Source organism: Saccharothrix sp. CCNWYY140 (genome assembly GCF_037401995.1).
GTDB lineage: Bacteria > Actinomycetota > Actinomycetes > Mycobacteriales > Pseudonocardiaceae > Actinosynnema.
Genome location: NZ_JBBEGC010000117.1, coordinates 1 through 22,942, shown reverse-complemented (window position 1 = coordinate 22,942; position 22,942 = coordinate 1). Strand labels below are relative to the sequence as shown.

General features: G+C 69.3%; 26 protein-coding genes and 2 tRNA genes. 18 read left to right on the top strand and 10 right to left on the bottom strand.

From position 1 onward, the window contains the following. Positions 1 to 223: 223 nt before the first annotated feature. Positions 224 to 964 carry a trans-aconitate 2-methyltransferase gene (locus WBN91_RS32210; RefSeq protein WP_337728008.1) on the top strand — a complete coding sequence of 247 codons (741 nt, stop codon included), beginning with the start codon at positions 224 to 226 and terminating at the stop codon, positions 962 to 964. An 89-nt stretch (positions 965 to 1,053) separates the two neighbouring features. Here the strand turns inward: WBN91_RS32210 and WBN91_RS32205 are convergent, their stop codons facing one another. After that, on the bottom strand, positions 1,054 to 1,293 hold the full coding sequence (locus WBN91_RS32205) for a hypothetical protein (protein WP_337728009.1): 240 nt from the start codon (positions 1,291 to 1,293) through the stop codon (positions 1,054 to 1,056). Positions 1,294 to 1,431: 138 nt separating this feature from the next. On the opposite strand from WBN91_RS32205, the gene WBN91_RS32200 reads away from it, so the two are divergent. From WBN91_RS32200 to WBN91_RS32190, 3 genes are all read left to right on the top strand, one after another. Continuing rightward, positions 1,432 to 1,503 (top strand) — tRNA-Asn (locus WBN91_RS32200). A gap of 120 nt (positions 1,504 to 1,623) precedes the next feature. Further along, on the top strand, positions 1,624 to 2,469 hold the full coding sequence (locus WBN91_RS32195; protein WP_337728010.1) for an oxygenase MpaB family protein: 846 nt from the start codon (positions 1,624 to 1,626) through the stop codon (positions 2,467 to 2,469). A gap of 83 nt (positions 2,470 to 2,552) precedes the next feature. After that, positions 2,553 to 2,627: transfer RNA gene (locus tag WBN91_RS32190), tRNA-Ile, on the top strand. Positions 2,628 to 2,766: 139 nt separating this feature from the next. Here WBN91_RS32190 and WBN91_RS32185 read toward each other — a convergent pair. Both WBN91_RS32185 and WBN91_RS32180 read right to left on the bottom strand, forming a co-directional pair. Then, positions 2,767 to 3,096: a hypothetical protein gene (locus tag WBN91_RS32185; RefSeq protein ID WP_337729426.1), complete on the bottom strand. Its 330-nt coding sequence runs from the start codon at positions 3,094 to 3,096 to the stop codon at positions 2,767 to 2,769. Between the two features lie 58 nt (positions 3,097 to 3,154). Next, entirely contained in the window at positions 3,155 to 4,978 is a 1,824-nt protein-coding gene (locus tag WBN91_RS32180; RefSeq protein ID WP_337728012.1) for a DUF262 domain-containing protein, read from the bottom strand. Positions 4,979 to 5,098: 120 nt separating this feature from the next. Here WBN91_RS32180 and WBN91_RS32175 point away from each other — a divergent pair, with 120 nt between their 5' ends. Continuing rightward, entirely contained in the window at positions 5,099 to 5,713 is a 615-nt protein-coding gene (locus WBN91_RS32175; RefSeq protein ID WP_337728013.1) for a uracil-DNA glycosylase, read from the top strand. Positions 5,714 to 6,068: 355 nt separating this feature from the next. On the opposite strand, the gene WBN91_RS32170 is transcribed toward WBN91_RS32175, so the two are convergent. Together WBN91_RS32170 and WBN91_RS32165 are read right to left on the bottom strand one after the other, a co-directional pair. Further along, the gene (locus WBN91_RS32170) at positions 6,069 to 6,419 is read right to left on the bottom strand and encodes a hypothetical protein (protein ID WP_337728014.1); all 351 of its coding nucleotides are present in this window, start codon (positions 6,417 to 6,419) and stop codon (positions 6,069 to 6,071) included. A 418-nt stretch (positions 6,420 to 6,837) separates the two neighbouring features. Beyond that, complete coding sequence (locus tag WBN91_RS32165; protein WP_337728015.1) at positions 6,838 to 7,653, bottom strand: NAD(P)H-binding protein; 816 nt, start codon at positions 7,651 to 7,653, stop codon at positions 6,838 to 6,840. A 154-nt stretch (positions 7,654 to 7,807) separates the two neighbouring features. Between WBN91_RS32165 and WBN91_RS32160 the strand changes: the two genes are divergently transcribed. Further along, entirely contained in the window at positions 7,808 to 8,128 is a 321-nt protein-coding gene (locus WBN91_RS32160) for a winged helix-turn-helix transcriptional regulator (RefSeq protein WP_337728016.1), read from the top strand. Positions 8,129 to 8,185: 57 nt separating this feature from the next. Then, the gene (locus WBN91_RS32155) at positions 8,186 to 9,043 is read left to right on the top strand and encodes an NAD(P)-dependent oxidoreductase (protein WP_337728017.1); all 858 of its coding nucleotides are present in this window, start codon (positions 8,186 to 8,188) and stop codon (positions 9,041 to 9,043) included. Here the strand turns inward: WBN91_RS32155 and WBN91_RS32150 are convergent. After that, positions 9,030 to 9,611, bottom strand: a complete 582-nt coding sequence (locus WBN91_RS32150) for a hypothetical protein (protein WP_337728018.1) — start codon at positions 9,609 to 9,611, stop codon at positions 9,030 to 9,032. The genes WBN91_RS32155 and WBN91_RS32150 overlap by 14 nt on opposite strands. Before the next feature lie 192 nt (positions 9,612 to 9,803). After that, complete coding sequence (locus WBN91_RS32145; protein WP_337728019.1) at positions 9,804 to 10,889, bottom strand: LCP family protein; 1,086 nt, start codon at positions 10,887 to 10,889, stop codon at positions 9,804 to 9,806. A 31-nt stretch (positions 10,890 to 10,920) separates the two neighbouring features. On the opposite strand from WBN91_RS32145, the gene WBN91_RS32140 reads away from it, so the two are divergent. Genes WBN91_RS32140 through WBN91_RS32130 form a run of 3 tightly spaced genes read left to right on the top strand, consistent with a single transcriptional unit; the run spans position 10,921 to position 13,276 of the window. Beyond that, a complete protein-coding gene (locus WBN91_RS32140) occupies positions 10,921 to 11,346 on the top strand; it encodes a DUF6542 domain-containing protein (RefSeq protein ID WP_337728020.1) in 426 nt (141 codons plus the stop codon). Continuing rightward, positions 11,298 to 11,432, top strand: coding sequence for a hypothetical protein (locus WBN91_RS32135; protein ID WP_337729425.1), 135 nt, complete (start codon positions 11,298 to 11,300; stop codon positions 11,430 to 11,432). The genes WBN91_RS32140 and WBN91_RS32135 overlap by 49 nt, the downstream gene beginning before the upstream one ends. Further along, entirely contained in the window at positions 11,429 to 13,276 is a 1,848-nt protein-coding gene (locus WBN91_RS32130; protein WP_337728021.1) for a glycosyltransferase, read from the top strand. Before WBN91_RS32135 ends, WBN91_RS32130 begins: the two co-directional genes overlap by 4 nt. A gap of 51 nt (positions 13,277 to 13,327) precedes the next feature. Here the strand turns inward: WBN91_RS32130 and WBN91_RS32125 are convergent, their stop codons facing one another. Next, positions 13,328 to 13,519 carry a ferredoxin gene (locus WBN91_RS32125; protein WP_337728022.1) on the bottom strand — a complete coding sequence of 64 codons (192 nt, stop codon included), beginning with the start codon at positions 13,517 to 13,519 and terminating at the stop codon, positions 13,328 to 13,330. After that, positions 13,516 to 14,715 (bottom strand): cytochrome P450, encoded by a 1,200-nt coding sequence (locus tag WBN91_RS32120; protein WP_337728023.1) that lies wholly within the window; start codon positions 14,713 to 14,715, stop codon positions 13,516 to 13,518. Before WBN91_RS32120 ends, WBN91_RS32125 begins: the two co-directional genes overlap by 4 nt. Before the next feature lie 184 nt (positions 14,716 to 14,899). On the opposite strand from WBN91_RS32120, the gene WBN91_RS32115 reads away from it, so the two are divergent. The 3 genes from WBN91_RS32115 to WBN91_RS32105 are packed head-to-tail and all read left to right on the top strand — an operon-like array spanning position 14,900 to position 16,859. Then, the gene (locus WBN91_RS32115; protein WP_337728032.1) at positions 14,900 to 15,772 is read left to right on the top strand and encodes an ABC transporter ATP-binding protein; all 873 of its coding nucleotides are present in this window, start codon (positions 14,900 to 14,902) and stop codon (positions 15,770 to 15,772) included. After that, positions 15,769 to 16,623, top strand: a complete 855-nt coding sequence (locus tag WBN91_RS32110; protein WP_337728024.1) for an ABC transporter permease — start codon at positions 15,769 to 15,771, stop codon at positions 16,621 to 16,623. Before WBN91_RS32115 ends, WBN91_RS32110 begins: the two co-directional genes overlap by 4 nt. Beyond that, complete coding sequence (locus tag WBN91_RS32105; RefSeq protein ID WP_337728025.1) at positions 16,620 to 16,859, top strand: helix-turn-helix transcriptional regulator; 240 nt, start codon at positions 16,620 to 16,622, stop codon at positions 16,857 to 16,859. Before WBN91_RS32110 ends, WBN91_RS32105 begins: the two co-directional genes overlap by 4 nt. Before the next feature lie 56 nt (positions 16,860 to 16,915). On the opposite strand, the gene WBN91_RS32100 is transcribed toward WBN91_RS32105, so the two are convergent. Further along, positions 16,916 to 17,494 carry a TetR/AcrR family transcriptional regulator gene (locus WBN91_RS32100; RefSeq protein WP_337728026.1) on the bottom strand — a complete coding sequence of 193 codons (579 nt, stop codon included), beginning with the start codon at positions 17,492 to 17,494 and terminating at the stop codon, positions 16,916 to 16,918. Between the two features lie 59 nt (positions 17,495 to 17,553). Here WBN91_RS32100 and WBN91_RS32095 point away from each other — a divergent pair, with 59 nt between their 5' ends. The 5 genes from WBN91_RS32095 (at position 17,554) to WBN91_RS32075 (ending at position 22,835) form a co-directional block, all read left to right on the top strand. Continuing rightward, positions 17,554 to 18,651, top strand: a complete 1,098-nt coding sequence (locus WBN91_RS32095) for an FAD-dependent monooxygenase (protein WP_337728027.1) — start codon at positions 17,554 to 17,556, stop codon at positions 18,649 to 18,651. A 200-nt stretch (positions 18,652 to 18,851) separates the two neighbouring features. Continuing rightward, a complete protein-coding gene (locus WBN91_RS32090; protein WP_337728028.1) occupies positions 18,852 to 20,015 on the top strand; it encodes a nitric oxide synthase oxygenase in 1,164 nt (387 codons plus the stop codon). An 83-nt stretch (positions 20,016 to 20,098) separates the two neighbouring features. After that, positions 20,099 to 21,208, top strand: coding sequence for an NAD(P) transhydrogenase subunit alpha (locus WBN91_RS32085; protein WP_337728029.1), 1,110 nt, complete (start codon positions 20,099 to 20,101; stop codon positions 21,206 to 21,208). After that, the gene (locus WBN91_RS32080; protein WP_337728030.1) at positions 21,205 to 21,480 is read left to right on the top strand and encodes an NAD(P) transhydrogenase subunit alpha; all 276 of its coding nucleotides are present in this window, start codon (positions 21,205 to 21,207) and stop codon (positions 21,478 to 21,480) included. Before WBN91_RS32085 ends, WBN91_RS32080 begins: the two co-directional genes overlap by 4 nt. Next, positions 21,477 to 22,835 (top strand): NAD(P)(+) transhydrogenase (Re/Si-specific) subunit beta, encoded by a 1,359-nt coding sequence (locus WBN91_RS32075; protein ID WP_337728031.1) that lies wholly within the window; start codon positions 21,477 to 21,479, stop codon positions 22,833 to 22,835. Before WBN91_RS32080 ends, WBN91_RS32075 begins: the two co-directional genes overlap by 4 nt. Positions 22,836 to 22,942: the final 107 nt, after the last annotated feature.

Here is a 22,942-nt window from a genome sequence, read left to right as displayed (position 1 = left end):
GGGCAGGCCATACGGTGGGGGAACCGAGGCCCTCCACTTGTAGGTAACACCTACCGCGCGCTCCGCGCGCGAACAACGCGCTCCGCGCGCGAAGGTCGCGCTGCGCGCGCCGAAAAGCGGTGGGGGTGGTTGCGGGGAGGCTGGTCGGGGTCTGGACGTTGCTAGCAGTACGAGCGTACGGTGTCCGTACGTCCGTACTGTTAGATCCGGAGGTGTGTCGCTCATGTGGGATCCGGCCAAGTACCTGGCGTTCGCCGACCATCGCGCGCGGCCGTTCCACGAGCTGGTCGCGCGCATCGCCACGTCGTCGCCGCGTCGGGTGGTCGATCTCGGGTGCGGTCCGGGGAATCTGACCGTCACGCTGGCTGAGCGGTGGCGGTCGGCGGTGGTGGAGGCGTTGGATTCGTCTCCGGAGATGGTTGCAGCGGCCCGTGAGCGTGGACTGGAAGCGCGCGTCGAGGACGTGGCGGCCTGGAGTCCATCCGACGACACCGACGTCGTGGTGACCAATGCCGTGTTGCAGTGGGTCCCAGGGCACGAGGATCTGCTGCGGCGGTGGGTGCGTGAGCTTCCCTCCGGGGCTTGGCTCGCGATGCAGGTGCCGGGCAACTTCTCCGGACCTTCGCACGAGATCGTCCGGGCAGTGGCAGCGGAGTTGTGCCCACAAGTCGTGCTGCGCGAGTCGCCCGTCCTCGACCCGGCGGGCTACGCGGAAGTGCTCAGCGAGGCCGAGGTCGACGCCTGGGAGACGACCTACCTCCAGCGCCTCACCGGCCCGGACGCCGTGCTGGAGTGGTGCAAGGGAACGGCCCTGCGGCCCGTGCGCGCGGCCCTGGACGACGTGGCCTGGGAAGAGTTCTTGGCCGCGCTGGCACCCCGACTACGTGCGGCCTACCCCGAGCGGGCGGACGGCACGACGTGGTTCCCGTTCCGGCGGGTCTTCGCGGTAGCGCACGTCCGCTGAACGTGCCGTCAGCCGGGCACCTCGGGGGTGTGCCCGGCTGACGGCCCCACTCGACTGTTAATCGAAGGGTTACTGGTTCGAACCCCCGGTCAAGCGCGGGGGATCACCGGGTCCGGCCGGTGGCCGTTGGCGTGGGCGGTCTGGCGGCCTCGGTTCCTGCCGAAGCCCGTCTTCTCGCTCACCTTCGCGCGGACGATGCCTGCCGCGCCCTGGACCGCCGGGTGGTCGGCGAGGGCGCGGTACGCGCGGACGATCTGGTCGTACCGCTCCCGGCCGGCCCGGGCGCCCAGGACGTAGCCGACGGCCGCGCCGAGCAGGATGCCCTTCATGAGGTCTCCTCTCTTCCCATCGTGCCTGGTCACGCCCCATCCTGTCGCAAAGGGTGGGGGGTGTTCGCAAGCACTCTTCCGCATGCGCTAGAGTTACGTCCTGTCAGGCCGACGAGGCCCGGCGAGACAACCGAACATTCCCCCATAGCTCAACGGCAGAGCATTCGACTGTTAATCGAAGGGTTACTGGTTCGAATCCAGTTGGGGGAGCGCGATGGCAGCCCCAGGTCTCCTGACCTGGGGTTTCGTCGTCTCATGGGTCCGGGGTACCCCCGTGTCACCCGTTTGTCACACGTTCCGGGCCGGTTTTTGCCGGCAGGCTCTCGGGGTGTGCCGGACCGCTTCGCCACCCGCCGCCTGATCGAGTCGCTGGACCCCGAGCGGGACCACCAGCGCATCATGCGGCTGTCGTCGGGCTACGAGTTCCCGTGGGACTACGTGCGGTCCCTGGAGTTCGCGCTGTTCAAGACCTACTGCGTCCCGTCGATCTCCCGCCTGCTGGCCAAGACCGGCGAGTTCGAGCACCGGCCCCAGAAGCGCTACGACGACACCGCGCTGCTCATGGCCGAGCTCGTGGACCACGGCTACGACTCGCCGCGCGGCAAGGAGGCGCTGCGGGTGGTCAACCGGTTGCACGGTCGGTACGACATCGACAACGAGGACATGAAGTACGTGCTGTCCACGTTCGTCTACGAGCCGATCGACTGGCTGGACCGCTTCGGGTGGCGGCCGTTGACGCTCCAGGAACGCCTAGCGGCCTTCCACTTCTACCGCGCGGTCGGCGCGCGCATGGCCATCACCGACGTACCCGAGTCCTACGACGAGTTCCGGGCGTTCAAGCGGGCGTACGAGGAGAGCCGGTTCACCTACAGCGACACCAACCGCCAGATCGGCCAGTACACGCTGGACCTGTTCTGCTCCTGGTACCCGGCGCCCCGCAGCTGGACCGCCCAGGCGGTGCTGGCCATGCTCGACACCCGCATGCTCACCGCCTTCGGCTTCACCCCACCCCCACCCCTGCTACCCCGCCTCGCCCACCAAGCACTGCGCCTGCGCGCCAAGTCCGTCCGCTACCTCCCACCCCGCAAAACCCCACGCCTCACCAACGACCCGAACAACCGCACGTACCCGGGCTACCCCACGGGCTACCGCCCCTCCGACCTCGGTCCTCCGTAGCGGCCGGCACAGCTTGGTCACGTGCTGACGGGTTGCTGAGACGCGGGCCCGGCTGATCTGTACTCTCCTGAACCGCACGTCAGGGGGCTGTAGCTCAGCTGGTCAGAGCAGCGGACTCATAATCCGTCAGGTCGTGGGTTCGAACCCCACCGGCCCCACTACGTACAGCACATTCACACCACGCACCGCATCGCGGTGCGTGGTTCCGTATTCACACTCCGTTATACGCACGATCGGCAAGGTGAACATCAGCTTTGGCGGGCGGATGCTGCCGCGGGCCCGGCCAGCGGCGTCCCCTCATCGAAGAGACTGTAGGTAGCTCTCGACGTCGAAGCCGTGGTCGAGGAGTCGACGCCGAGCGGTATCCAGCTCTTCGTCGCTGAACAGCGGCCTGTACTTCGGCTTCACCACCAGGGCCTCGACGCTGTGCGCCAACATCTTCGCCTCCCACAGCGTGGTGAAGCCAGCGGAGACAGTCGGTGTCTGGAGAAGAAGGTGAGCGGCTCCGGGTCCACCGTTCATGGCGACCATGTGCAGGAACGCCTTGGCCTGGTAGTTGATCGTCCGAACCAGGTACCGGTAGCCCGCCATCGTCTCGTCGTGGAACTGCCGTTCCAACTGGATCATCCCGGTGTCGGAAGGTGTTGTCACAGCATCTCCCCGAAGACGTTGGTGGTGCGCCCGCTCAAGACTCTGTCGCAAGAGAGCCGCGTGGCCAGATGCGGACCGTCCGCTCGGCGAGGGTTCGTGTCCGTTCTCGGATCGTGTGGTCGTTCCACGCGTCGGGGTAGGTGTTCAGCAGGTGCTTGTTGAGCATCAGGACGCTGTGGTCGGCGATGATCTGCTGCTTGCCCTTGACCGCGGCGCCGTCGAGCGTCGCCGGCAGCCACGGGTAGTTGGAGGTGACGGGGTTCAGCTTGCTGGTCACCAGCGTCAGGTTGCCGAGTTGCTGTACGTGGTGGTCGCGAGCTGCTGGATCGACGTCATCGCCGACGGGCCAGTAGCGCTGCCAGGACTGCGGCATCACGTGTTCGATCGTCAAGTCGTAACGGCGGCAGTGGGCTTCCTCGGTCTTGGGCGAACGGTAGCTGTCTTCGAGCGCTTCGAGCAGCATGCGCGCCCGGCGACGCGGAACCAGGGTCTTGTAGAGCCGCATCGATTCCAGGCTGACGATCACTTCGTCGTCGGTCGGCCACCGGCGGGAGTCGCCGCGTTGGGCCAGCAGGTACTCCACCGCGGCCGTCCCGACCTGGTCGGCAGCGACGGTCTTGAGGTGCCGCAGCAGCTCGACGGCCAGGGTGTTGGTGTCGCTGAGCGTCACCCGACACAGCAGGCGTCGGATGACCCAGCTCTCGACCGCCTGAAGGGCCTGGTGGCGCGCCGGCTCCGGGATGGCCGAGCCAGGTCGGACGAGCCAGAGCAGCAGTGGCGTGGTGGCCGCGATGTCGGCGACCTCGATCACCCGGTAGTGGAACGTGCCCTCAACGGAGAAGGCCGGCAGTTCGGCGAGCTGCCGGTAGCAGGTGCTGTCCTCGCGCAGCTCCGCCAGCATGGGACGCACGTCGGTCAGTCCCTTGACGACCTGGTCGCGGAAGTCGATGAAGATCTTGTCCGACGGCACGGTGTGCGCCAGGCGCATCGTCAGCCAGTAGTTGAGGAACACGTCGATCCGCGGCCGGTTCAACCGTCCTTGCCGCAGCTCCTGCCGCCAGTACTCCTCGTCGAAGCTCGCCCAGTAATCCCGGTTCAGCTTCTCGATGTCGACGCCGTGCTTCTCCGCGAGCTGGAACACCGCGTTCTTGATCAGGTCGGCCGCCAGCAGCGGACTGCCGCGGTCGTTGAGGGCTTCGAAGATCGCCTGCGCGTTGTCATCCGGGTCCAGGTCGATCACCACCAGCTTCAAGTGCAGCGCCAGCGCCTCGGTCAACGCTTGCAGCCGGTCCGCCGGTGCGATCTCGTCCGGCGCCTCCAGCGCCCACGCCTCGATGCGCTCGCGCAGGAACCGGATGCCCTGGCTGACGCGGTGTTGGCCTTCGTCGTTGCGCTGGTCGTCGTCCATCGCTGCCTGGAAGGCTTTCCGGTCGGCCAGGATGGGCCACACCTTGAGCACCTCGTCATCGGTGTCGACGACGTGCGCAGGGTTGCGGACCAGGGTTTCCAACAACATCGCGTCCCGCGGGCGCCCGTGCTTCCGGGTCACCCGCAGGGCCGCGTTGAGCAGGAGTTGCAGGGTGATCAGGCGCTGCTGACCATCGATGACGTGCCGGATCGCGATGTAGCCCGCGGGGTTGAACTGCTGCTCCAAGACCACGGCGCCGAGGAAGTGCGGCGGCACGGGGTCCTCGGGCTTCACGCGCTCCAAGACTTCCTCGGCGATCGCCTTCACGTCGTCCCACAGCGGCATCCACTGCTTGTCGACCGACCAGACGTACGGGCGCTGGAACACCGGGATGATGTATCGGACCTGCGGCTCGAACAGCTTCTTCGGCGTCAACGTGTTCGCCTGCATCCGGCGCGCCCTCCAGGTTGATCAGGTGCATGCCCGCCGACCGCCGAGACCGGCGCACGTAACGAGCCTGTAGGGAGATCCGCTTCTACGGAGTAGGCGTTACAAGCCCTCGGAGGCCCCATGCCCGCACGTGCCAACCGCTCGTCGGCTGTCATCCACGCCAAGCACGCCCGTCTCAGCGAGCCGCACATCGCTCCCTTCGTCGCCCTTGCCGACGAGATCGCAGCCGCGCGCGGGCTCACTCCGGGTGACGTGCCATACCCTGATCCCGAGTTCGCCGGCACTGCTGCTAGAGCCCTCGTCCTTTTGCAGTCACCCGGTCCTAAAACGTCGAGGACCAAGGGATCCGGACTGCTCAGCCTGGAGAACGACGACCCATCTGCCGAGCGGTGCTACCACCTGTACCGACGCGCCGGCCTGGACTGGCGTGAACTTCTTCACTGGAACGCCATTCCTTGGCCGACGGCCCTCTCGAAACCCTCCAGCACGGATCTCCGAGAGGCCCTCGCTTGGCTGCCCCGACTGTTGGAACTCATGCCTCATGTCGAAGCGGTTTTGCTGCTGGGCGACTACGCGAAGGTGGCGTGGAAGCGAGCCGGCGCCGCCGACCTAAGCCAGACGCCGCTCGATCGGATATTCGAAGGCCCCCATCCCAGTGACCTCGGAGTGATGAGGCCAGGAGCCAAAGAGCGTCTCTGGGCTGCAATCGAGCAACTGGTCGACGCACTGGGGTGAACAGTCTTCGCTGCTGAGGCAGTCGACCTCCACGTGGGCGGGAGCTTGCTGGTCTTAGACCGGATTTCCTACAGGGCGCCTCCGTCGACCTGGAGTTCGGAGAGAACTTCGCTTTGGCGGGGAGATGCCTTGAGCTTTTCTGAACCTTCGCGACGAAATCCTCGCGCAAGGCTACGCCTTCACTGCTTGAGGTCATGGCAGCGATGTAGTTTTCAAGCGTCGTGCGCACGACCTCGATGCGCTCCAGCTTCAGTCGGCCGTTGGGCTCTAGTGCGCCGGTGTAGTCGAAGCCTGCGAAGGTGATGTCCCAGGGCTCATCATCCTGCACCGGCACAAAGTTCACCCGGCTGCGTAGTTACTGAAGGATGCTGTGCTGCATGACGACGTAGAGCGGCACCTCGATCTGCTTGAGGTACTCACCTTTGACCGCCACTTGGGTGCCGAGTCGCTTGTACACGTTTCCGGTGTTCACGCCGTAGTCCACGGTGTCCCTGCGACCTTTGCGTGCCGCCTCCTCGGTGAAGTAGCGGCGCCAGTTTGCGACATCGCCCGCCTCCCAAGCCTTCCAGGCCGGGCCGACACCGCCTCCGCGGAGATCGATGGCCTGAGTCTCGATGGCGATGTAGCTTCGTTCGCTCGGCCAATCCTTGCTGTCGACGAACGCTACATAGTCGATGTTGAGCTTCGGGCTGTCGGTGACAGTCACTTCCGGCACAAGAGTTGCTTTCGAGTCGCCGAAGTAGTCCTGAGTGGCCCACTCGACGGGCGGTCCATCCAGGCGGTGGTCGCACACGGCGTAGGTGCGCGGTTGTTCGTCCCAGTTCGCCCTGTACGTGACAGAGCAGTAGCCGAATCCGTACTGGCGCCGCTTTTCGCAGGCGCCACCTGCGAATGGGCAAGCGTTTGCATCCTGTGTTGCGAGAGCATCGGTCGTCGTGCAGTCGTGTGGAAACCCGTAAGCACTCAACGATTGGGAAGACAGTTCCTCGCGTCGAGCGCTGACCATTGCCTTTTGTCACCGAGGCATCGTAGCGAGCAGCTCTGACAATCTAGGCTGTGTGAGGACGCGAAGGTGCCCTGAGGGCTTGTAGCGCCCAGGGCACCACGCGACGCCAAGGTTCGAGTTACTTGAACGCTACGGCGTTCTGTTGTGCCCAGTCCGCGAACGGCCTTGCCGGGCGGCCGAGGACCGTGGGGATGTCCGGGTGCACGGTCTGTTCCTCCGGGGTGGGGGTGCCGAGGATGTTCAGGGTCGTTTCGACGACTGGTTCCGGCATGAACTGGAGCATTCCTGCCTTTGCCTCCTCCCGGCTCAGTTCCACGAACCGCACCGGCTCGCCCAACGCGTGCCCGATCGCCGTGACCTGGTCGCGCGGGGTGATCGGTTCCGGGCCGGTCAGTACGTAGGTCTGGCCGGCGTGGGCGGGGGAGAGGAGGGCGGTGGCGGCCATGTCTGCGATGTCGGACGTGTGGACCACTGGCAGGGCCACGTTGCCGAAGGGGGCGGCGGCTGTGCGGGTGGTGGTGATGGCTGGAGCCCATTGGAAAGCGTTGCTGGAGAAGGCGCCTGGTTGCAGGATCGTCCACTCCAGACCGGACGTGCGGATGGCCTCCTCGAAGCCGGCGGGGTGCCTGCCGGTTGCCACGCCCTGGGACGACAGCAGCACGACCCTCGGCACGCCGGACGCGCGCACGACCTCCACGAGGTCGCCGAAGTTCGCGCCCGAACCCAGGTAGTCGCCGGAGATCAGCAGGAACACCGCCGACGCGCCCGTCAGGGCCGGTGCGAGTGTCGAAGGGTCGGTCAGGTCTGCCTGGTGGTGGCGGACGCCCTCGATGCCGGTGCCCCGGGACACCGCGAGCACCTCCTCGCCTGCCCGCACCAAGGTCTCCACCAAGGGCCTGCCCACGTTGCCCGTCGCCCCGGTCACCACGATCATGTTCGCTCCCTTGATCAGTTGCTGCGGGAGCGAAGCTACTATCCTCGGGGTAGTAGGTACCTAGAGGAAAGTGACGGTGGAAGTGAGCGGGAACACAGTGCGGACCACCCCTCGGCGCGATCTCCCGCCCGAGTTGGCCTGTCCGATCTCGCCGGTGGTGGACCTGGTTTTCAGCCGTTGGACCACGCCGATCCTCTGGGTGCTGCACGAGTACGGCAGGCAGCGGTTCGTGGAGCTTGAGCGGCGGATCACCAGCATCAGTCCCAAAGTGCTCACCCAGCGGCTGCGGCAGATGGAGAGGGACGGGCTCGTCGTGCGCACCTACTACGCCGAGGTGCCGCCGCGGGTCGAGTACGAGATCAGCGACCTCGGGTTGAGCCTCGCGCCGCTGTTCGCGACCATCGCCGAGTGGTCGCCGAACCTTGAAGCGGTGGAGCGGGCGCGACAGGCGTATGACGCGAAGGTCAAGCGCTGAAGTGGTCACCGGTTCGTGTAATTGATCGACCTCGGCGGCTGCGCTGATGATAGATCGGTGAACAACGAACTAGAAAAGCAGCCGGTGACCGTGCTGGGCCTGGGCCTGATGGGCTCGGCGATCGCGGTCGCCCTGCGGGACGCCGGGCACCCCACGACGGTGTGGACCCGGTCGGACCGCCCCGGTCCCGAGGGCACCACCCGGGCCCGGTCGGCTGCGCAGGCGGTGGCCGCGAGCCCCGTCGTCGTGGTGTCCGTGCTGGACTACCGCGCGGTCGAGGACGTCCTGCCCGCGGACCTGGCCGGCAAGGTCGTCCTCAACCTCACCACCGGCACCCCCGACCAGGCCCGTGACCTCGCCGCCGAGGTGGAGAAGCGCGGTGGGCGCTACCTCGACGGCGGCATCATGACCACGCCGCCCGCCCTCGGCACGCCGCAGGCCGTGATCCTCTGTTCCGGACCTGCGGACCTCTACGCCGAGCAGGAAAGCGTTCTCCGCGTCCTGGGCACCGCCACCTTCGTCGGCGAGGACCCGGGGTTGGCGGCGCTGTTCGACACCGCCCTGCTGACGATCATGTACGGGGCCTTCACCGGCTACCTCCAGGCGACCGCGCTGGTGGGCCGCGAGGGGGTGACGGCGGGGCGGTTCCTGCCGATGGCGCAGGAGATGCTCGGCACCGTGGCGTCGTTCCTGCCCGCGATGGCGGACCAGGTGGACAGCGGCGACTTCACCAGCCGCGAAGCCCGGCTGGACATGCAGATCTCCGCCGCCGCCCACCTGATCCAGGCCACGCGCGACCGCGGCGTCGACGCCACGCTGCTGGAGCTGGTGAAGGGCTTCATCGAGCGGGCGGTCGCGGCCGGGCACGCCGGCTCGGACTTCCCCGCCGTGATCGAGGTGCTCAGGAAGGGGTGACCCCGCCGGGCGCGCCGGCGCCGGCCGGTGCGGGCGCGTCGGCCTCGGCGCCCACCGGGACCAGTTGGCACTGCGTGAGGTTGAAGCGCTCGCCGAGGTTCTGGCCCACGTAGTAGGCGGGGCTCACGAGGGTCTCGCGCCAGACCGCGCCCGCCGGGCCGTCCTTGTAGTCGTTGTAGAGCAGGCCGTCGACGATGGCGAACCGCGCCGTGTAGGCGGAGGCGCGGTAGTACCAGAAGGTCGCCTTCAGGCACAGGTGGTTGTCGTCGGCCCGGATCAGCCACTTCGACCAGCCGCGCGCGTCGGTGTCCTCCAGCTTGAACTGGCAGGCGTTGTCCAGCCAGGTGCGCATGCAGATGTAGTCCCAGAAGGACGTGCTGGGGTTCGGCCCGACCGGGTGGAAGTACCCGAACGCGTTCTGGCCGTCCTCGGTGAGGAACTGGGCGCGGAGGTAGTACCAGGTGTCGGCGTCGACCGCGGCCAACTGGCCGGCGGGGAGGTCGAGCTGGTCGCCTTCGGGGATGAAGGGCTGGTCGTTCTCGGACGGTGATCTCTGCGGATCGGTCATGGCGCTCACCCTTTCGAACCGGCACGGCGGAGAAGGGCGCGCGGGAATCCGGTGGCGCGGATGGGCGTTCTCGCCGGGTTTCCGCACCTCCGGGCGTCCTTCGAGGTGGTCCACAGAGACTGCGCTCGCACCCCATCCGGGGCAAGGGTCGACGAAGGTTGTCACCCGGCCGTGGCGGTGGGCGGTGTGCGGTTAGTCCACACAGGGGATGCCGTCCACCTGGGGTGGCGTGGTGACCGTCGTCGTCGGTTTCGACGTGGTCGTGGACGGTTTCGGCGCGGTCAGGCGACCCAGGGTGACGCCCACGGCGGTGTGCATCGCCTCCCGTCCGTCGACCTTCGGCGTGCCGGTGATCGGCAGCGTGGTGAACCGGATCCCGGTGACCTTCCGGGTCACGTCGAGCACGTCCCAGCCGTCGGACAGCACGACGTTGCGCTTGGCCACGTCCACCACCGGACCCAGCGCCGTCAAGCCCTGCTCGCGAACCCTGAGCAGCACGGACTTCAGGAACGCCTGCTGCCGCCGGGTGCGGTCCAGGTCGCCGTGGCGCAGGCCGTGCCGCTGCCGCACGAACGCCAGCGCCTGCGCCGCGTCCAGGCGTTGGCGGCCCGCGGGGAAGTCCGCGCCGGAGAACTCGCGGTCCGCGGTCGCCGCCTTCAGGCACACGTCCACGCCGTCCAACGCCTCCGCCAGGTGGTAGAAGCCGGTCAGGCTCAGCTCGGCGAACGCGTCCACCGGCACGCCCAGGAACTCCCGCACCGTCTCCACCTGCGCCCGGCGTCCGGCCTCGCGACCCAGCCACTCCAACTCCGCCGGGTCGTGCCCGCCCTCGGCGACCAGGCGGCGCTCCTCGTCCTCCTTGGCCCGCCCGTACGCCTCTTTGACCTTCTCCCGGGGCGTGCCCGCGACACCGTGCAGCACGGCGTAGTTGTCGCGCGGCAGGGACATCGCGGTGGCCGGCGACCCGTCGTTCGGGATGTGCACGAGCATCAGCGTGTTCGCGTTGTAACCGCCCCGGTCGACGTCGCCGGCGTGCAGCTTCTCCAGCACGTCGTCCGGCGGCGGGTTGCCGTCCAGGTCCCGGCGCGTGGTCAGCCCGATGAGCAGCACGTTGAGCCCGTCGTCGGACCGCGGCGCGTCCGCCGGGATCGCCCGCGACCGGCGCAGACCGGTGTCCAGGTCGCGGTAAGTGGTCCAGGCCACTCCGGACCCGGCCAACACCGCCACCGCCAGCGCGATCCACGCGATCCGCGCCACGACCAGTGAGAACTCCCGCACCGACCCACCCCCGTCGCGTAGCCTAGGGCCGTTGAGACGCTGGGGGCGCACGGTGGTTGACCGGATCTCACACCTGCCGAGTCTCGCCGCGCTCGCGGTGGCCGGGGTGTTCGCGGGGATCGGCCTGTGGGTGGACGGCGAGCAACCGGGGTGGCCCTTCGGCGTCTTCCTGGTGTTCGGCGCGGTGCTCGCCGCCGCGACGGTGCGGCCGGTGGGGCTGTGGACGGTCGTGCCGGCGCCGCCGGTGCTGTGCGTGGTGCTCGTGGTGGGCGGTGCCGCCCTGGGTGGGAAGTCGTTGCGGGAGTTGGTGATCGCGTCCGCGCCGCTGGTGGTGCGGGCGTTCCCGGCGATGGCGGTCGCGGTGGCAGCGGGCGTCGTCGTCGCGGTGCTGCGCGTGGGGGGACAGTGGTGGCAAAACAGGTCTTCGTCGACGAGACGGGCAGACGCCGGGGGCTGATGGCCGTGGTCGGCGTCGCCTTGGCGGCGTCGTTGCTCGGGTTGGCGCTGGTGATCCTCGCCACGGTGGTGGGGCAGGCGGGGTGAGATCGCACTGGATCTCGCTGCTGGTGGGTCTGGCGTTGTTGTTGGGTGCGTTGAGCTTCCACACGTACGCGACGGCCGTTCCGGTGGCCGCGCCTCGCCCGCCCGCGGCGGCCGAGCCGGTGCCGGCGGGGACGTTGGTGCTGGTGTTCCACGGCGGGCCGGACCCGCGCTACACGCCCCGACTGCTGGACGAGCTCGCCGCGCGGAAGGTGCGGGCGACGTTCTTCGTGGTCGGGTCGGCGGTCAACCGGTATCCGGAGTTGGTGCGCCGCATGGTGGACGACGGGCACGAGGTCGGCGTGGGCGCCTTCCGGGCCGGCCCGGATTCGTCGTGGGACGGGGCGTTCAGCCGGGCGGCGCTGGCGGCTGCTGTCGGTGTCCACAGTGGACTGGCGGAGGCGGATCGGAACACCGTCGACCTCAAGGTTCGTGACCCGGAAGCGATCCTGGCGGCGACCAACGTCGGCCGGGTCGTGCGGCTGCACGTCAACAGCAGTGCCCCCGGGGTCGTGGACCTGCTGGCCGACCGGTACCCAGCGCACCGGTTCGTCGGGCTGGGTGAGGCGACCGGGCGTGGGTCGGGTGTCGAGGCCGGGTTCGGGCAGCGCGTCACCGGGTACGCCCTGGCGTTCGCCCAGCGGCACGGCGGGGCGATGGTGGTCGTGCTGGGCGTGTTGAGCGCGATCGTGGCTGCTTTGGCGTTTCTGCGGACCGTCATGCAGTTGGGTCTGGCGCACACCTCGCGGCGGCTGCGGCGGTTGGACGCCGTGGTGGAGATCGACCACGCGCCACCGGTGTCGGTCGTCGTGCCCGCGTACAACGAGGCCGCCAACATCGTCGCGGCGGTCACGTCGATCGTGGCGTCGAAGCACCCGGCCGAGGTGGAGGTCGTGGTCGTCGACGACGGGTCTTCGGATGGCACCGCCGAGTTGGTGGAGGGGTTGGGCCTGACCGGCGTGCGGGTGGTGCGGCAGGCCAACGCGGGCAAGCCGGCCGCGTTGAACGCCGGCATCGCGGCGGCCCGGCACGACACGTTGGTGCTGGTCGACGGCGACACGGTGTTCGAGCCGGACACGGTGGGCAAGGTCGTGCGGCCGTTGGGCCTGGACGGCGTGGGCGCGGTGTCGGGGAACGTGAAGGTCGCCAACCGGGGCGGCCTGTTCGGGCGGTGGCAGCACTTGGAGTACTGCGCCGGCTCCAACCTGGACCGGCAGATCCTGAACGCCCTGGGCTGCCTGCCGACCATCCCGGGCGCGATCGGCGCTTTCCGGCGAGAGGCCCTGGACGAGGTCGGCGGGATCAGCGCGGAAACCCTCGCCGAGGACACGGACGTCACGATGGCGATCACCCGCGCCGGGTGGCGGGTGGTGTACGAGCCGGGGGCTCGGGCGTGGACCGAGGTGCCGACGGGCGTGCGGGGGCTGTACCGACAGCGGTACCGGTGGTCCTACGGGACTTTCCAGTCGATGTGGAAGCACCGCGCGGCACGGGGTCGGATGGGTCGGCTGGGGTTGGCCTACCTGCTGCTGTTCCACGTCGTGCTGCCGTTGTTGGCGCCGGCCCTGGACGTTTATGTCGTCTATGGGGCTTTCATCGCCGATGCGCCTTGGGCGTTGGTGGTGTGGGCGCTGTTCTTGGTGATGCAGACGCTGAGTGCCGGGTATGCGCTGCGGTTGGACGGCGAGTCGCTGCGGCCGTTGTGGACTTTTCCGTTGCAGCAGCTGGCTTACCGGCAGCTGACGTACCTGGTGGTGGTGAAGTCGCTGGTCACCGCGCTGCACGGGACGCCGGTGCGGTGGCAGTCCGTCGGACGGACCGGACTCGCCGAAGTCGCGGCCCGGTGACGGCTCGGTCCGCCGGCGACCACGCGGCTGCCGGCGGACCAAGCCCCGGGACTACTCGATCACCTTGATGGCCCCCGCCGGGCACAGGTGGGCGGCCTCGCGGACCTCCCGTTCATGCCCGGCCGGAGACGCGTTCAGCAGGACGACCGTGCCGTCGTCCTCCGACTGGTCGAACACCTCCGGGTCGGTCAGGGCGCACATGCCCGAGCCGGCGCAGCGGTCCGGGTCCACCTCGACCTTCACGAGAACGCCACCGGCAGCTTGTGCACGCCGTAGATGGCCATGTCGTCCCTCATCGGCACCTCCGACGCCGGCACCGCGAGCCGCAGGTCCGGGAACTCGCGGAACAGCGCGTTGAAGCCCACGCGCATCTCGATGCGCGCCAACTGCTGGCCCAGGCACTGGTGCACGCCGTGCCCGAAGGCCACGTGGCCGGTCGCCGGCCGGTGGATGTCGAACTCGTCCGGCCGGTCGAACCTGGCCGGGTCGCGGTTGGCGGCCAGGACCGAGATGCTGACCGTCTCGCCGCCCTTGATGGTGACCCCGCCCAGTTCGACGTCCTCCAGGGCGACCCTGGACGTGCCGAACTGGACGATCGACAGGTACCGCATCAGCTCCTCGACCGTGTTGTCGATCAAGGACGGGTCTTGCTTCAACGCCGCCAGCTGGTCCGGGTGGTTCAGCAGGGTGAGCGTGCCGATGCCGAGCATGTTCGCGGTCGTCTCGTGGCCGGCGATGAGCAGGAGGAGTCCCATGTTGGTGACTTCCTCGTCGGTCAGCTCACCGGTCTCGATCAGGCCCGTGAGCATGTCGTCGCCGGGCTCGGTGTGCTTGCGCCGCACCAGGTCCGCGACGAAGTCCTCGACCCGCTCGAAGGCCGCCCTGATCTCCTCGAAGTCCTTGGTCAGGGTGAACGCGGACTTGGTGTCCCGTTGGAACGCCTCGCGGTCCTCGTAGGACACCCCCAGCAGCTCGCAGATCACCATCGAGGGCACCGGCAGCGCGAACGCCTCCACCAGGTCGACGCCCGGACCCTGGGCCCGCACGTCTTCCAGGTGGTCGCGCACGATGGCCTCGATCCGGGGGATGAGCTGGTTCATCCGCCGGACGGTGAACTGGCCGGTCAGCAGCCGCCGGTACTTGGCGTGCTCCTGGCCGTCCATGTTGATGAACATGCCCGGCTTGGCCGGCGGCTGTCGCGGGATCGGTTTGCCGCCCGCCCGGATCGGCGAGCGCTGGAGTTCGGCCCGGTTGCTGAACCGGTTGTCCGCCAGCACCTCCCGCGCGAGCGCGTGGCTGGTCACCAGCCAGCCCAGGCTGCCGTCCGGGAACGCGAGCCGGCTGATCGGCTCGGTCTCGCGCAACACCCCCAGTTCCGCGGGCGGGTCGAACGGTGAGCTGCGTGTGGTGGGCAGCTCGGGGTACAGAGTTTCGGTCATCTCGCACACCTCCCAGTGCGTCGGGGACCTACTTTGCAAGCTACAGAAGATTCACGAACCCGTGAAGTAAATAAGCCGTAAGTGAAGTGTGCTAGTACGAGATGTAGTAGGTGTGCTACAAACTGGCCGAGGACTTCGACAGGGGGAGGTGACGGTCTTGGTCATCGAAGTGCGCGACCTGCGGATGCGCTACGGCGCCGTGGACGTCCTGCACGGGGTGGACCTCACGGCCGAGCGCGGCGAGGTGGTCGCGCTGCTCGGGCCGAACGGGGCGGGCAAGACCACGACGATCGAGATCCTGGAGGGCTTCCGGATGCCCTCTGCGGGCCACATCCGGGTGCTGGGCGTCGACCCGGCCAAGGGGGACGAGCTGTGGCGCGCGAAGCTGGGCGTGGTGCTCCAGTCCTGGCGCGACCACGCCCGGTGGAAGGTCCGCGACCTGCTGGACCACCTCGGGCGGTACTACGCGCCCTACAGCACGCCCGAGCGGGTGCGGCCGTTCGACACCGACGAGCTGATCAAGACCGTCGGGCTGGAGGAGCACGCGCAGAAGAAGAGCGGCCGGCTGTCCGGCGGCCAGCGGCGCCGGCTGGACGTGGCGATCGGCATCGTCGGCAAGCCCGAGCTGCTGTTCCTGGACGAGCCGACCGCGGGGTTCGACCCGCACGCCCGCCGCGAGTTCCACGACCTGGTGCACCGGCTGTCCGACCTGGAGGGCATGACCATCCTGCTCACCACGCACGACCTGGCCGAGGCGGAGAAGCTCGCCGACCGCATCCTGGTGCTCGCGGGCGGCCGGATCATCGCCGACGGCAGTCCCGACCAGCTCAGCCGGCAGGTCGAGGGCCAGTCCGAGGTCCGCTGGACGCAGGACGGCGCGCGGCACGTGCACGCCACCGGCGACGCGACCGAGTTCGTGCGCACCCTGCTGTCCCAGCACCCCACGGGCATCACGGAGCTGGAGGTGCGGCGCAGCACCCTGGAGGACACGTACCTGGAGCTGGTGCAGCGGTTCGAGAGCGGCCAGATGGCCGGGCGGGAGGTGGCGGCGCTGTGAACCCCACGATCCACGCGGTCCGGCTCGGGTTCTCCCGCGGCTGGCTGGAGTTCCGCCACTCGCTGGGCAGCTCGGACCAGGTCTACAACATCCTGATCGCCATCGCCTACACGCTGGTCCTGTGGTTCCAGCACGACTCGGTGGTCGAGGGCAGCACGCTGTCGCTGGCGGCGTTGTCGCTGCCCAGCATGATCGGCGCGTCGGTCGCGTTCGGCGGCCTGGTCGGCCCGGCGGGCCAGCTCTCGCTCAACCGCGAGGACGGCACCCTGCTGCGCGCCAAGGCCGTGCCCAACGGCATGGTCGGGTACGTGGTGGGCCGGGTCGTGCAGACGTCCCTGGACATCTCCTTCGGGCTCGTCGTCGGCATCCTGCCCGCGCTGCTGCTGATCCCCGACCTCACCGAGGCGGGCCTGCTCGACTGGCTCGCCGTGGTGCCCGTGCTGCTGCTGGGCCTGGCCGCGACCCTGCCGTGGGGCGCCATCGCGGGGTCGATCGCGAAGACCCCGCAGGGCGCGATGGGCTTCACGATGCTGCCGATGATGGGCGTCGTGGCGATCTCGGGCATCTTCTACCCGATCCACGCCCTGCCGGGCTGGTTGCAGGGCCTGGGCCAGGTCTTCCCGGTGTACTGGGTGGGCGTGGGCGCGCGGTCGGCCCTGCTGCCCGACGCGGCGGCGGCCACGGAGATCGGCGGGTCGTGGCGCACGCTGGAGATGGTCGGCGTGCTGGGGGTGTGGGCGGTGGTCGGCTTCCTGCTCGCGCCTACGATCCTGCGTCGGATGGCTCGTCGCGAGTCGGGTGCGGACATGGAGCAGCGCAGGCAAGCCGCGTTGCAGAGGGGCATGGGGTGAGCGAAACCGTCTACAACCGAATCGCGATGCTGCGGGCGGAACGCGGCGTCTCCCGCCGGCAGCTCTCCGAGGCCCTGGGGATCCACTACCAGACCGTGGGCTACCTGGAGCGCGGCGAGTACAGCCCGAGCCTCTACCTGGCGCTGCGCATCGCGCAGTACTTCGAGGTGCCGGTGGAAGTGGTCTTCTCGACCGACCCGTTCCCCCGGCTGGGCAGCAGCGAACGATCCGCTTGAGACGGTTCTGAGGGGTCTGGGGCCGCGGCTTCCCGGTGGGGGCCGCGGCTTCCGGCTCACCGGCCGAACACCCCGCGCAGGGCCGTGCGGATGGCGGCGGTCAGTTCCGCCACGGACTCGGGGCTGCCGGGCTCCGGCGCGCCGAGCGCACCGGCGCCGACCAGGCGGTCGAACAGCAGTCCGTCGAGGAACGCCACCATCGCCCGGCCCTGCGCCTCGGCGTCCGGCACGCCGGCGCGGTCGAGCATCGCCCGCGCCATCTCCCGGGCCTTCGCGCCGTGGGCGAGGATGCCGCGCAGTTCCGGGTGGTGGGTGGCCTCCAGCAGGCACGCGTAGCGCGCGAGGGTCCGTTCCCGCGCGGTGGTCATCCACGCGTCCAGCACGTGGGCCATGCCGGCGGCCAGCGCGTCGAGGTCGGTGAGGTGCTCCAGCGCGGTGACGTCGAGCGCGTCCAGGTCCGCCAACCGCCGCACCACGCCTTCGACCAGGGCTTTGCGGGTGCGGAAGTACGCGGACGTCGACCCTTGCGGCAGACCCGCCTCCGCGTCCACCGCGCGGTGGGTCAGGCCCCGCATGCCCTTCGTCGCCACCACGTGCACGGCGGCGTCGGCGATGAGCGTCACGCGGTCCGACACACGACCACCTCCTTCTACAGCTGTAGAGTAGCTTCTACATCTGTAGAAGGGCGGCGGACGTGCGGGCAGCGGTCGTGGGGGGTGGGCTCGGTGGTGTCATGGCGGCGGTCGCACTGCGGAAGGTCGGGTGGGACGTGGTCGTCCTGGAGCGCGCCCCGGAATTCGGCGAGGTGGGCGCGGGGATCGGCCTGATGCCCAACGCGATGCGCGCGCTCGACGCGGTGGGCCTGGCCGACGAGGTGCGGCGGATCGGCACGCCCCGGGTGGCGGGCGGGGTGCGGGACCGGACGGGTCGGCCGTTGGTCGAGGTCGCCGCCGGGGACCACGTCGTCGCCGTGCACCGGGCCGACCTGCACCGGGTACTGCGCTCGGCGTTGCCGGAGCGGTGCCTAGTCACGGGTGTGGAGGTCACGTCCGTCGACGACCTCGACGCGGACCTCGTGGTCGGGGCGGACGGCATCCGCAGCCGCGTGCGCGAGGCGCTGTTCCCGGGCTTGCCCCGACCGGTCTACGCCGGCGCGACGGCGTGGCGGAGCGTGACGGCGGTGCCCTTCGCGCGTGAGCTCGCGATCGGGCAGACGCTCGGCCCCGGGACGGAGTTCGGCATCCTCCCGCTGGGCGACGACCGCGTCTACTGGTACGCCGCCACGCTCGCGCCGGCCGGGGGAACCTCGGCCGACGAACTGGCCGAGGTCCGGCGGCTGGTCGGGCACTGGCACCGCCCGATCGCCGACCTGCTGGACGCGACCCCTCCGGACACCGTGCTGCGCCACGACCTGCACGAGCTGCGCACCCCGCCGCCGTCCTACGTGCGCGGCCGGGTCGCGCTGCTCGGCGACGCCGCCCACGCCATGACCCCCTACCTGGGACAAGGGGCGTGCACGGCGATCGAGGACGGTGTCGTGCTCGCGGCGGCGCTGGCCCGGTTCGGCGCGGTACCCGAGGCGCTGGCCCACTACGACCGCGAGCGCCGGCCGCGCGGGCGGTCGGTGGCCCGGATGTCCCGGCTGGCCGGCCGGTTCGGGCACCGCCTGCGCCACCCGCTCGCCGTCGCCGCGCGCAACGCCGTCCTGCGTGCGGTGCCGGCGAGCGCGGCCGTCCGGGGGATGTCGACCTTCACCGGGTGGCGGGCTCCGGAGCTGTCACCCGATAGGTGAAAAATGCACTGTGGTGTAAATCACGGATCACCGGCGTGAGTCGAGCGGATAACGATCCAATATCACTCGTTTTCGCAGATTCCTCACGCTTTTGCCGTATCAAGCACTCACGGTGCGGCACCGATCGCCGGCCGTGTCGGGCTTCGGGTGCCCGACACGGCGGTGCACCGACCACGAACGTGCAACTACGGTGTCGCGGCATGGCCCCCGTCCCCGCGTGTCCGACTGAAGCCATCCCCCTGCGCGCCACCGCCACCGCCGGCGCCGTCGACCTCGCCGAGGCCGAGGACTTCATCCGCCTGCACCACTCCGAGCACCCCGACCTCGGCCCGGTCGAGGACCGCCTGGCCGAGGTCCACGCCGAGGTCGCCGCGACCGGCACCTACCGGCACACCGGGGCCGAACTGACCTTCGGCGCGCGCGTGGCGTGGCGCAACAGCGCGCGCTGCATCGGCCGGCTGTACTGGCACAGCCTCAAGGTCCGCGACCTGCGCGACCTTCGCGACCCCAAGGAGGTCGCCGACGAGTGCGTCGAGCACCTCAAGCTCGCCACCAACGGCGGCAAGGTCCGGCCCGTGATCACCGTGTTCGCCCCCGACGAGCCCGGCCAGCCCGGCCCGCGCATCCGCAACGAGCAGCTGGTCCGCTACGCGGGCTACCGCGGCCCGGACGGCGGCGTCCTGGGCGACCGCCGCAACGCCGACCTGACCGACCACGCCATCGGCATGGGCTGGCGCCCCCCGGCCGAACGCGGCCCGTTCGACGTGCTGCCGCTGGTCGTCGAACGCGAGGACGCCGAGCCGTACCTGCTGGAACTGCCCCGGGACGCGGTCCTGGAGGTGCCGATCAGCCACCCCGAGTACCCGTGGCTGGCCGCCCTGGGGTTGAAGTGGCACGCCGTGCCGGCCATCAGCAACATGCGCCTGCGCATCGGCGGCGTGGACTACCCGGCGGCCCCGTTCAACGGCTGGTACATGGGCACGGAGATCGGCGCGCGCAACTTCGCCGACGCCGACCGCTACGACCTGCTGCCGTACCTGGGCAAGCGGATGGGCCTGGACACCTCCAGGGTGCAGACCCTGTGGCGGGACCGGGTCCTGGTCGAGCTGAACCGGGCAGTGCTGCACTCGTTCGCGGAGGCGGGGGTGACCATCACCGACCACCACACCGAGTCCGACCGGTTCCTCACGCACCTGAAGAAGGAGGAGGCGGCGGGGCGCAGCTGCCCGGCGGACTGGACGTGGATCGTGCCGCCGATGTCGAGCGGGATCACCAGCGTGTTCCACCGGTACTACGACAAGCGGGAACTGGTGCCCAACTTCTTCCCCGGCGACACCAAGGGCGTGTGCCCGGTCATCCACTAGCCGCCGCCCGCCGTACGCCCGTCCGGTTAAAGTCAACCGTGGATGTGGTGTGGATCACCTTTGATCGACTAGTGTGACTCTCCGTGAGAGTGGGCATCCCCGCGGAGTCGCGGCCCGCCGAGCGCCGCGTAGCCGGTCTACCGGAAACGGTGACCACGCTGATCGGCGCCGGTCTCGCGGTGGACGTGCAGTCCGGGGCGGGCGTGCACGCCCACGCCTCGGACGCGTCCTACCGGTCGGCCGGCGCCGAGATCGTTCCCGACCACCCCGCAGGGACCACCGAGGTCGTGGTCTCCGTGCAGCCGCTCGACGTCGAGCAGGCCAGAAAGCTGCGCGAGGGCGACATCACCGTCAGCTTCCTCCAACCGTCCACCGAACTGGACCTGGTGCGGGTCCTGGCCGAGCGCGGGGTCACCGCGTTCAGCCTCGACCTGCTGCCGCGCGTGACGAGAGCGCAGAGCGCCGACGCGTTGTCCTCCCAGGCCCTGGTGGCGGGTTACCGCGCGGTCCTCATCGCCGCGCAGCACCTGCCGCGCTTCCTGCCCATGTTCACCACCGCCGCGGGCACCGTCCCGCCTGCCAAGGTCCTGGTGCTCGGCGCTGGAGTGGCGGGGTTGCAGGCGATCGCCACGTCTCGCCGGCTCGGCGCCGTGGTCGAGGCCTACGACGTGCGCCGGGCCGCCGCCGAGGAGGTGCGCAGCCTCGGCGCGAAGTTCCTGGAGTTGGAACTGGAGTCCCAGGACGGCGTGTACGCGTCCGTGCAGTCCGAGCAGTTCCTGGAACGCCAACGGGAACTCATCGCCGAACGGGTCGCCCAGAGCGACGTGGTGATCTCCACGGCCGCCATCCCCGGCCGCAAGGCCCCGGTCCTGGTCACCACCGACATGCTCAAGGCCATGCCCCCCGGCTCGGTCGTGGTGGACCTGGCCGCCGAGTCGGGCGGCAACGTCGTCGGGTCCCGGCCCGGCGAGGACGTGTGGGTCGGCGAGGTCCTTGTGCACGGGGCGCGGAACGTGCCCAGCGGCATGCCGGTCCACGCCAGCCGCCTCTACGCCCGCAACGTGGCCAATTTCCTGGGCCTGATGACGCAGGACGGGCAGGTCGTCCCGAACCTGGACGACGAGGTGCTGAACGGGGCCTGCCTCACCCACGCCGGAGAGGTCCGGCACGCGCCCACCAGGGAGCTGCTGTGATCGAACTGCTGACGATCTTCATCCTGGCCGTGTTCGTGGGCTTCGAGGTGGTCTCGAAGGTCTCGACGATCCTGCACACCCCGCTGATGTCCGGCGCCAACGCCATCCACGGCGTGATCCTCGTGGGCGCGATCCTGATCACCGGCCAGGCCGAGGGCGGGATCGAGCTGGTGCTCGGCCTGCTGGCGGTCTTCCTGGCCACGGTCAACGTGGTCGGCGGCTTCGTGGTGACCGACCGGATGCTGGAGATGTTCAAGGGGCACAAGCGATGAACTGGGTCCAGCTCGCCTACCTGGCCGCCGCGCTGTGCTTCATCCTGGCGCTCAAGGGCCTCAGCACCCCTCGGTACGCCCGCGCCGGCAACCTGGTCGGCGCGGCGGGCATGGCGCTGGCCGTGATCACCGCGTTGTTCTCGGTGTCGCACAACCTGGTCCTCATCCTGGTCGCGGTGGCCGCCGGCACGGTCGTGGGCATCCCTGCGGCCCGCCAGGTGAAGATGACCGCCATCCCGCAGATGGTGGCCCTGTTCAACGGCGTCGGCGGCGCGGCGGCGGCGTTGGTGGCACTGACCGAGTTCCTGGAAGTCGCCGACGGCGGCGTGCTGTTCGACGTGGCCACTGTGCTCACGGTGCTGATCGGATCGGTCAGCTTCTCGGGCAGCGTGGTGACCTTCCTGAAGTTGCAGGAGATCATGACGACCCGCCCGGTCCTGCTGCCCGCTGGCCAGGTCGTCAGCATCGCGGTCGCGGCGGCGAGCGGCCTGCTGGCACTGGCGGTGCTGTTCACCGACTCCAACGCCTTGCTGGTGCTGCTGGCCTTGGCGGGCTTGGCACTGGGCGTGCTGTTCGTGCTGCCGGTGGGTGGCGCGGACGTGCCGATCGCGATCTCCCTCTTGAACGCCTTCACCGGCCTGGCCGTGGCTGCATCGGGTTACGTCCTCGGCAACACCCTGCTGATCGTCGCCGGCACCCTGGTGGGCGCGTCCGGCACCATCCTGACCCGTTTGATGGCCCAGGCGATGGGTCGGCCTTTGACCAACATCCTGTTCGGTGCCTTCAAGGCCGCTCCGCCGACCGCTGGTGGGGGTGAGCAGCGGTCTGTGCGGTCCGGGACGGTGGAGGATGTCGCCATCCTGCTCGGGTACGCGCATTCGGTGCTTGTCGTGCCGGGGTACGGCTTGGCGGTCGCTCAGGCCCAACACGCGGCTCGGGAGCTGACACAGTTGCTGGAGTCACGCGGGATCTCGGTGGACTACGGCATCCACCCGGTGGCGGGGCGGATGCCGGGGCACATGAACGTGCTGCTGGCGGAGGCGGACGTGCCTTATGAGCGGTTGAAGGAACTGGACGACGTCAACCCCGGCATGGGCAGTGTCGACGTGGTGTTGGTGGTGGGGGCCAACGACGTGGTCAACCCGGGGGCGCGGGATGAGCCGTCCAGTCCGATCTATGGGATGCCGATTTTTGATGTGGACAAGGCCAAGTCGGTGGTGTTCATGAAGCGCTCGATGCGGCCGGGGTTTGCGGGGGTGGACAACGATCTGTTGTACAACCCGAAGACGACGTTGCTGTTCGGGGATGCGAAGGACTCCCTGACCAAGCTTCTGGCAGCGGTAAAGTCGCTCTGACTCGCGAGCTTTCCCGCGCGCAGCGCGGTCGTTCGCGCGCGGAGCGCGCGGTAGGTGTTACCTACAAGTGGAGGGCCTCGGTTCCCCCACCGTATGGCCTGCCCGAA

Excerpts from the sequence above, each read along its gene's own strand:
- WBN91_RS32205 (WP_337728009.1), bottom strand. The coding sequence starts at position 1,293 with ATGAAGGGCATCCTGCTCGGCGCGGCCGTCGGCTACGTCCTGGGCGCC.
- WBN91_RS32165 (WP_337728015.1), bottom strand. The coding sequence starts at position 7,653 with ATGATCGTGGTGACCGGGGCGACGGGCAACGTGGGCAGGCCCTTGGTG.
- WBN91_RS32090 (WP_337728028.1), top strand. The coding sequence starts at position 18,852 with ATGGCCCCCGTCCCCGCGTGTCCGACTGAAGCCATCCCCCTGCGCGCC.
- WBN91_RS32185 (WP_337729426.1), bottom strand. The coding sequence starts at position 3,096 with ATGATCCAGTTGGAACGGCAGTTCCACGACGAGACGATGGCGGGCTAC.
- WBN91_RS32075 (WP_337728031.1), top strand. The coding sequence starts at position 21,477 with ATGAACTGGGTCCAGCTCGCCTACCTGGCCGCCGCGCTGTGCTTCATC.
- WBN91_RS32150 (WP_337728018.1), bottom strand. The coding sequence starts at position 9,611 with ATGACCGATCCGCAGAGATCACCGTCCGAGAACGACCAGCCCTTCATC.
- WBN91_RS32115 (WP_337728032.1), top strand. The coding sequence starts at position 14,900 with ATGCGCTACGGCGCCGTGGACGTCCTGCACGGGGTGGACCTCACGGCC.
- WBN91_RS32210 (WP_337728008.1), top strand. The coding sequence starts at position 224 with ATGTGGGATCCGGCCAAGTACCTGGCGTTCGCCGACCATCGCGCGCGG.
- WBN91_RS32120 (WP_337728023.1), bottom strand. The coding sequence starts at position 14,715 with ATGACCGAAACTCTGTACCCCGAGCTGCCCACCACACGCAGCTCACCG.
- WBN91_RS32180 (WP_337728012.1), bottom strand. The coding sequence starts at position 4,978 with ATGCAGGCGAACACGTTGACGCCGAAGAAGCTGTTCGAGCCGCAGGTC.
- WBN91_RS32175 (WP_337728013.1), top strand. The coding sequence starts at position 5,099 with ATGCCCGCACGTGCCAACCGCTCGTCGGCTGTCATCCACGCCAAGCAC.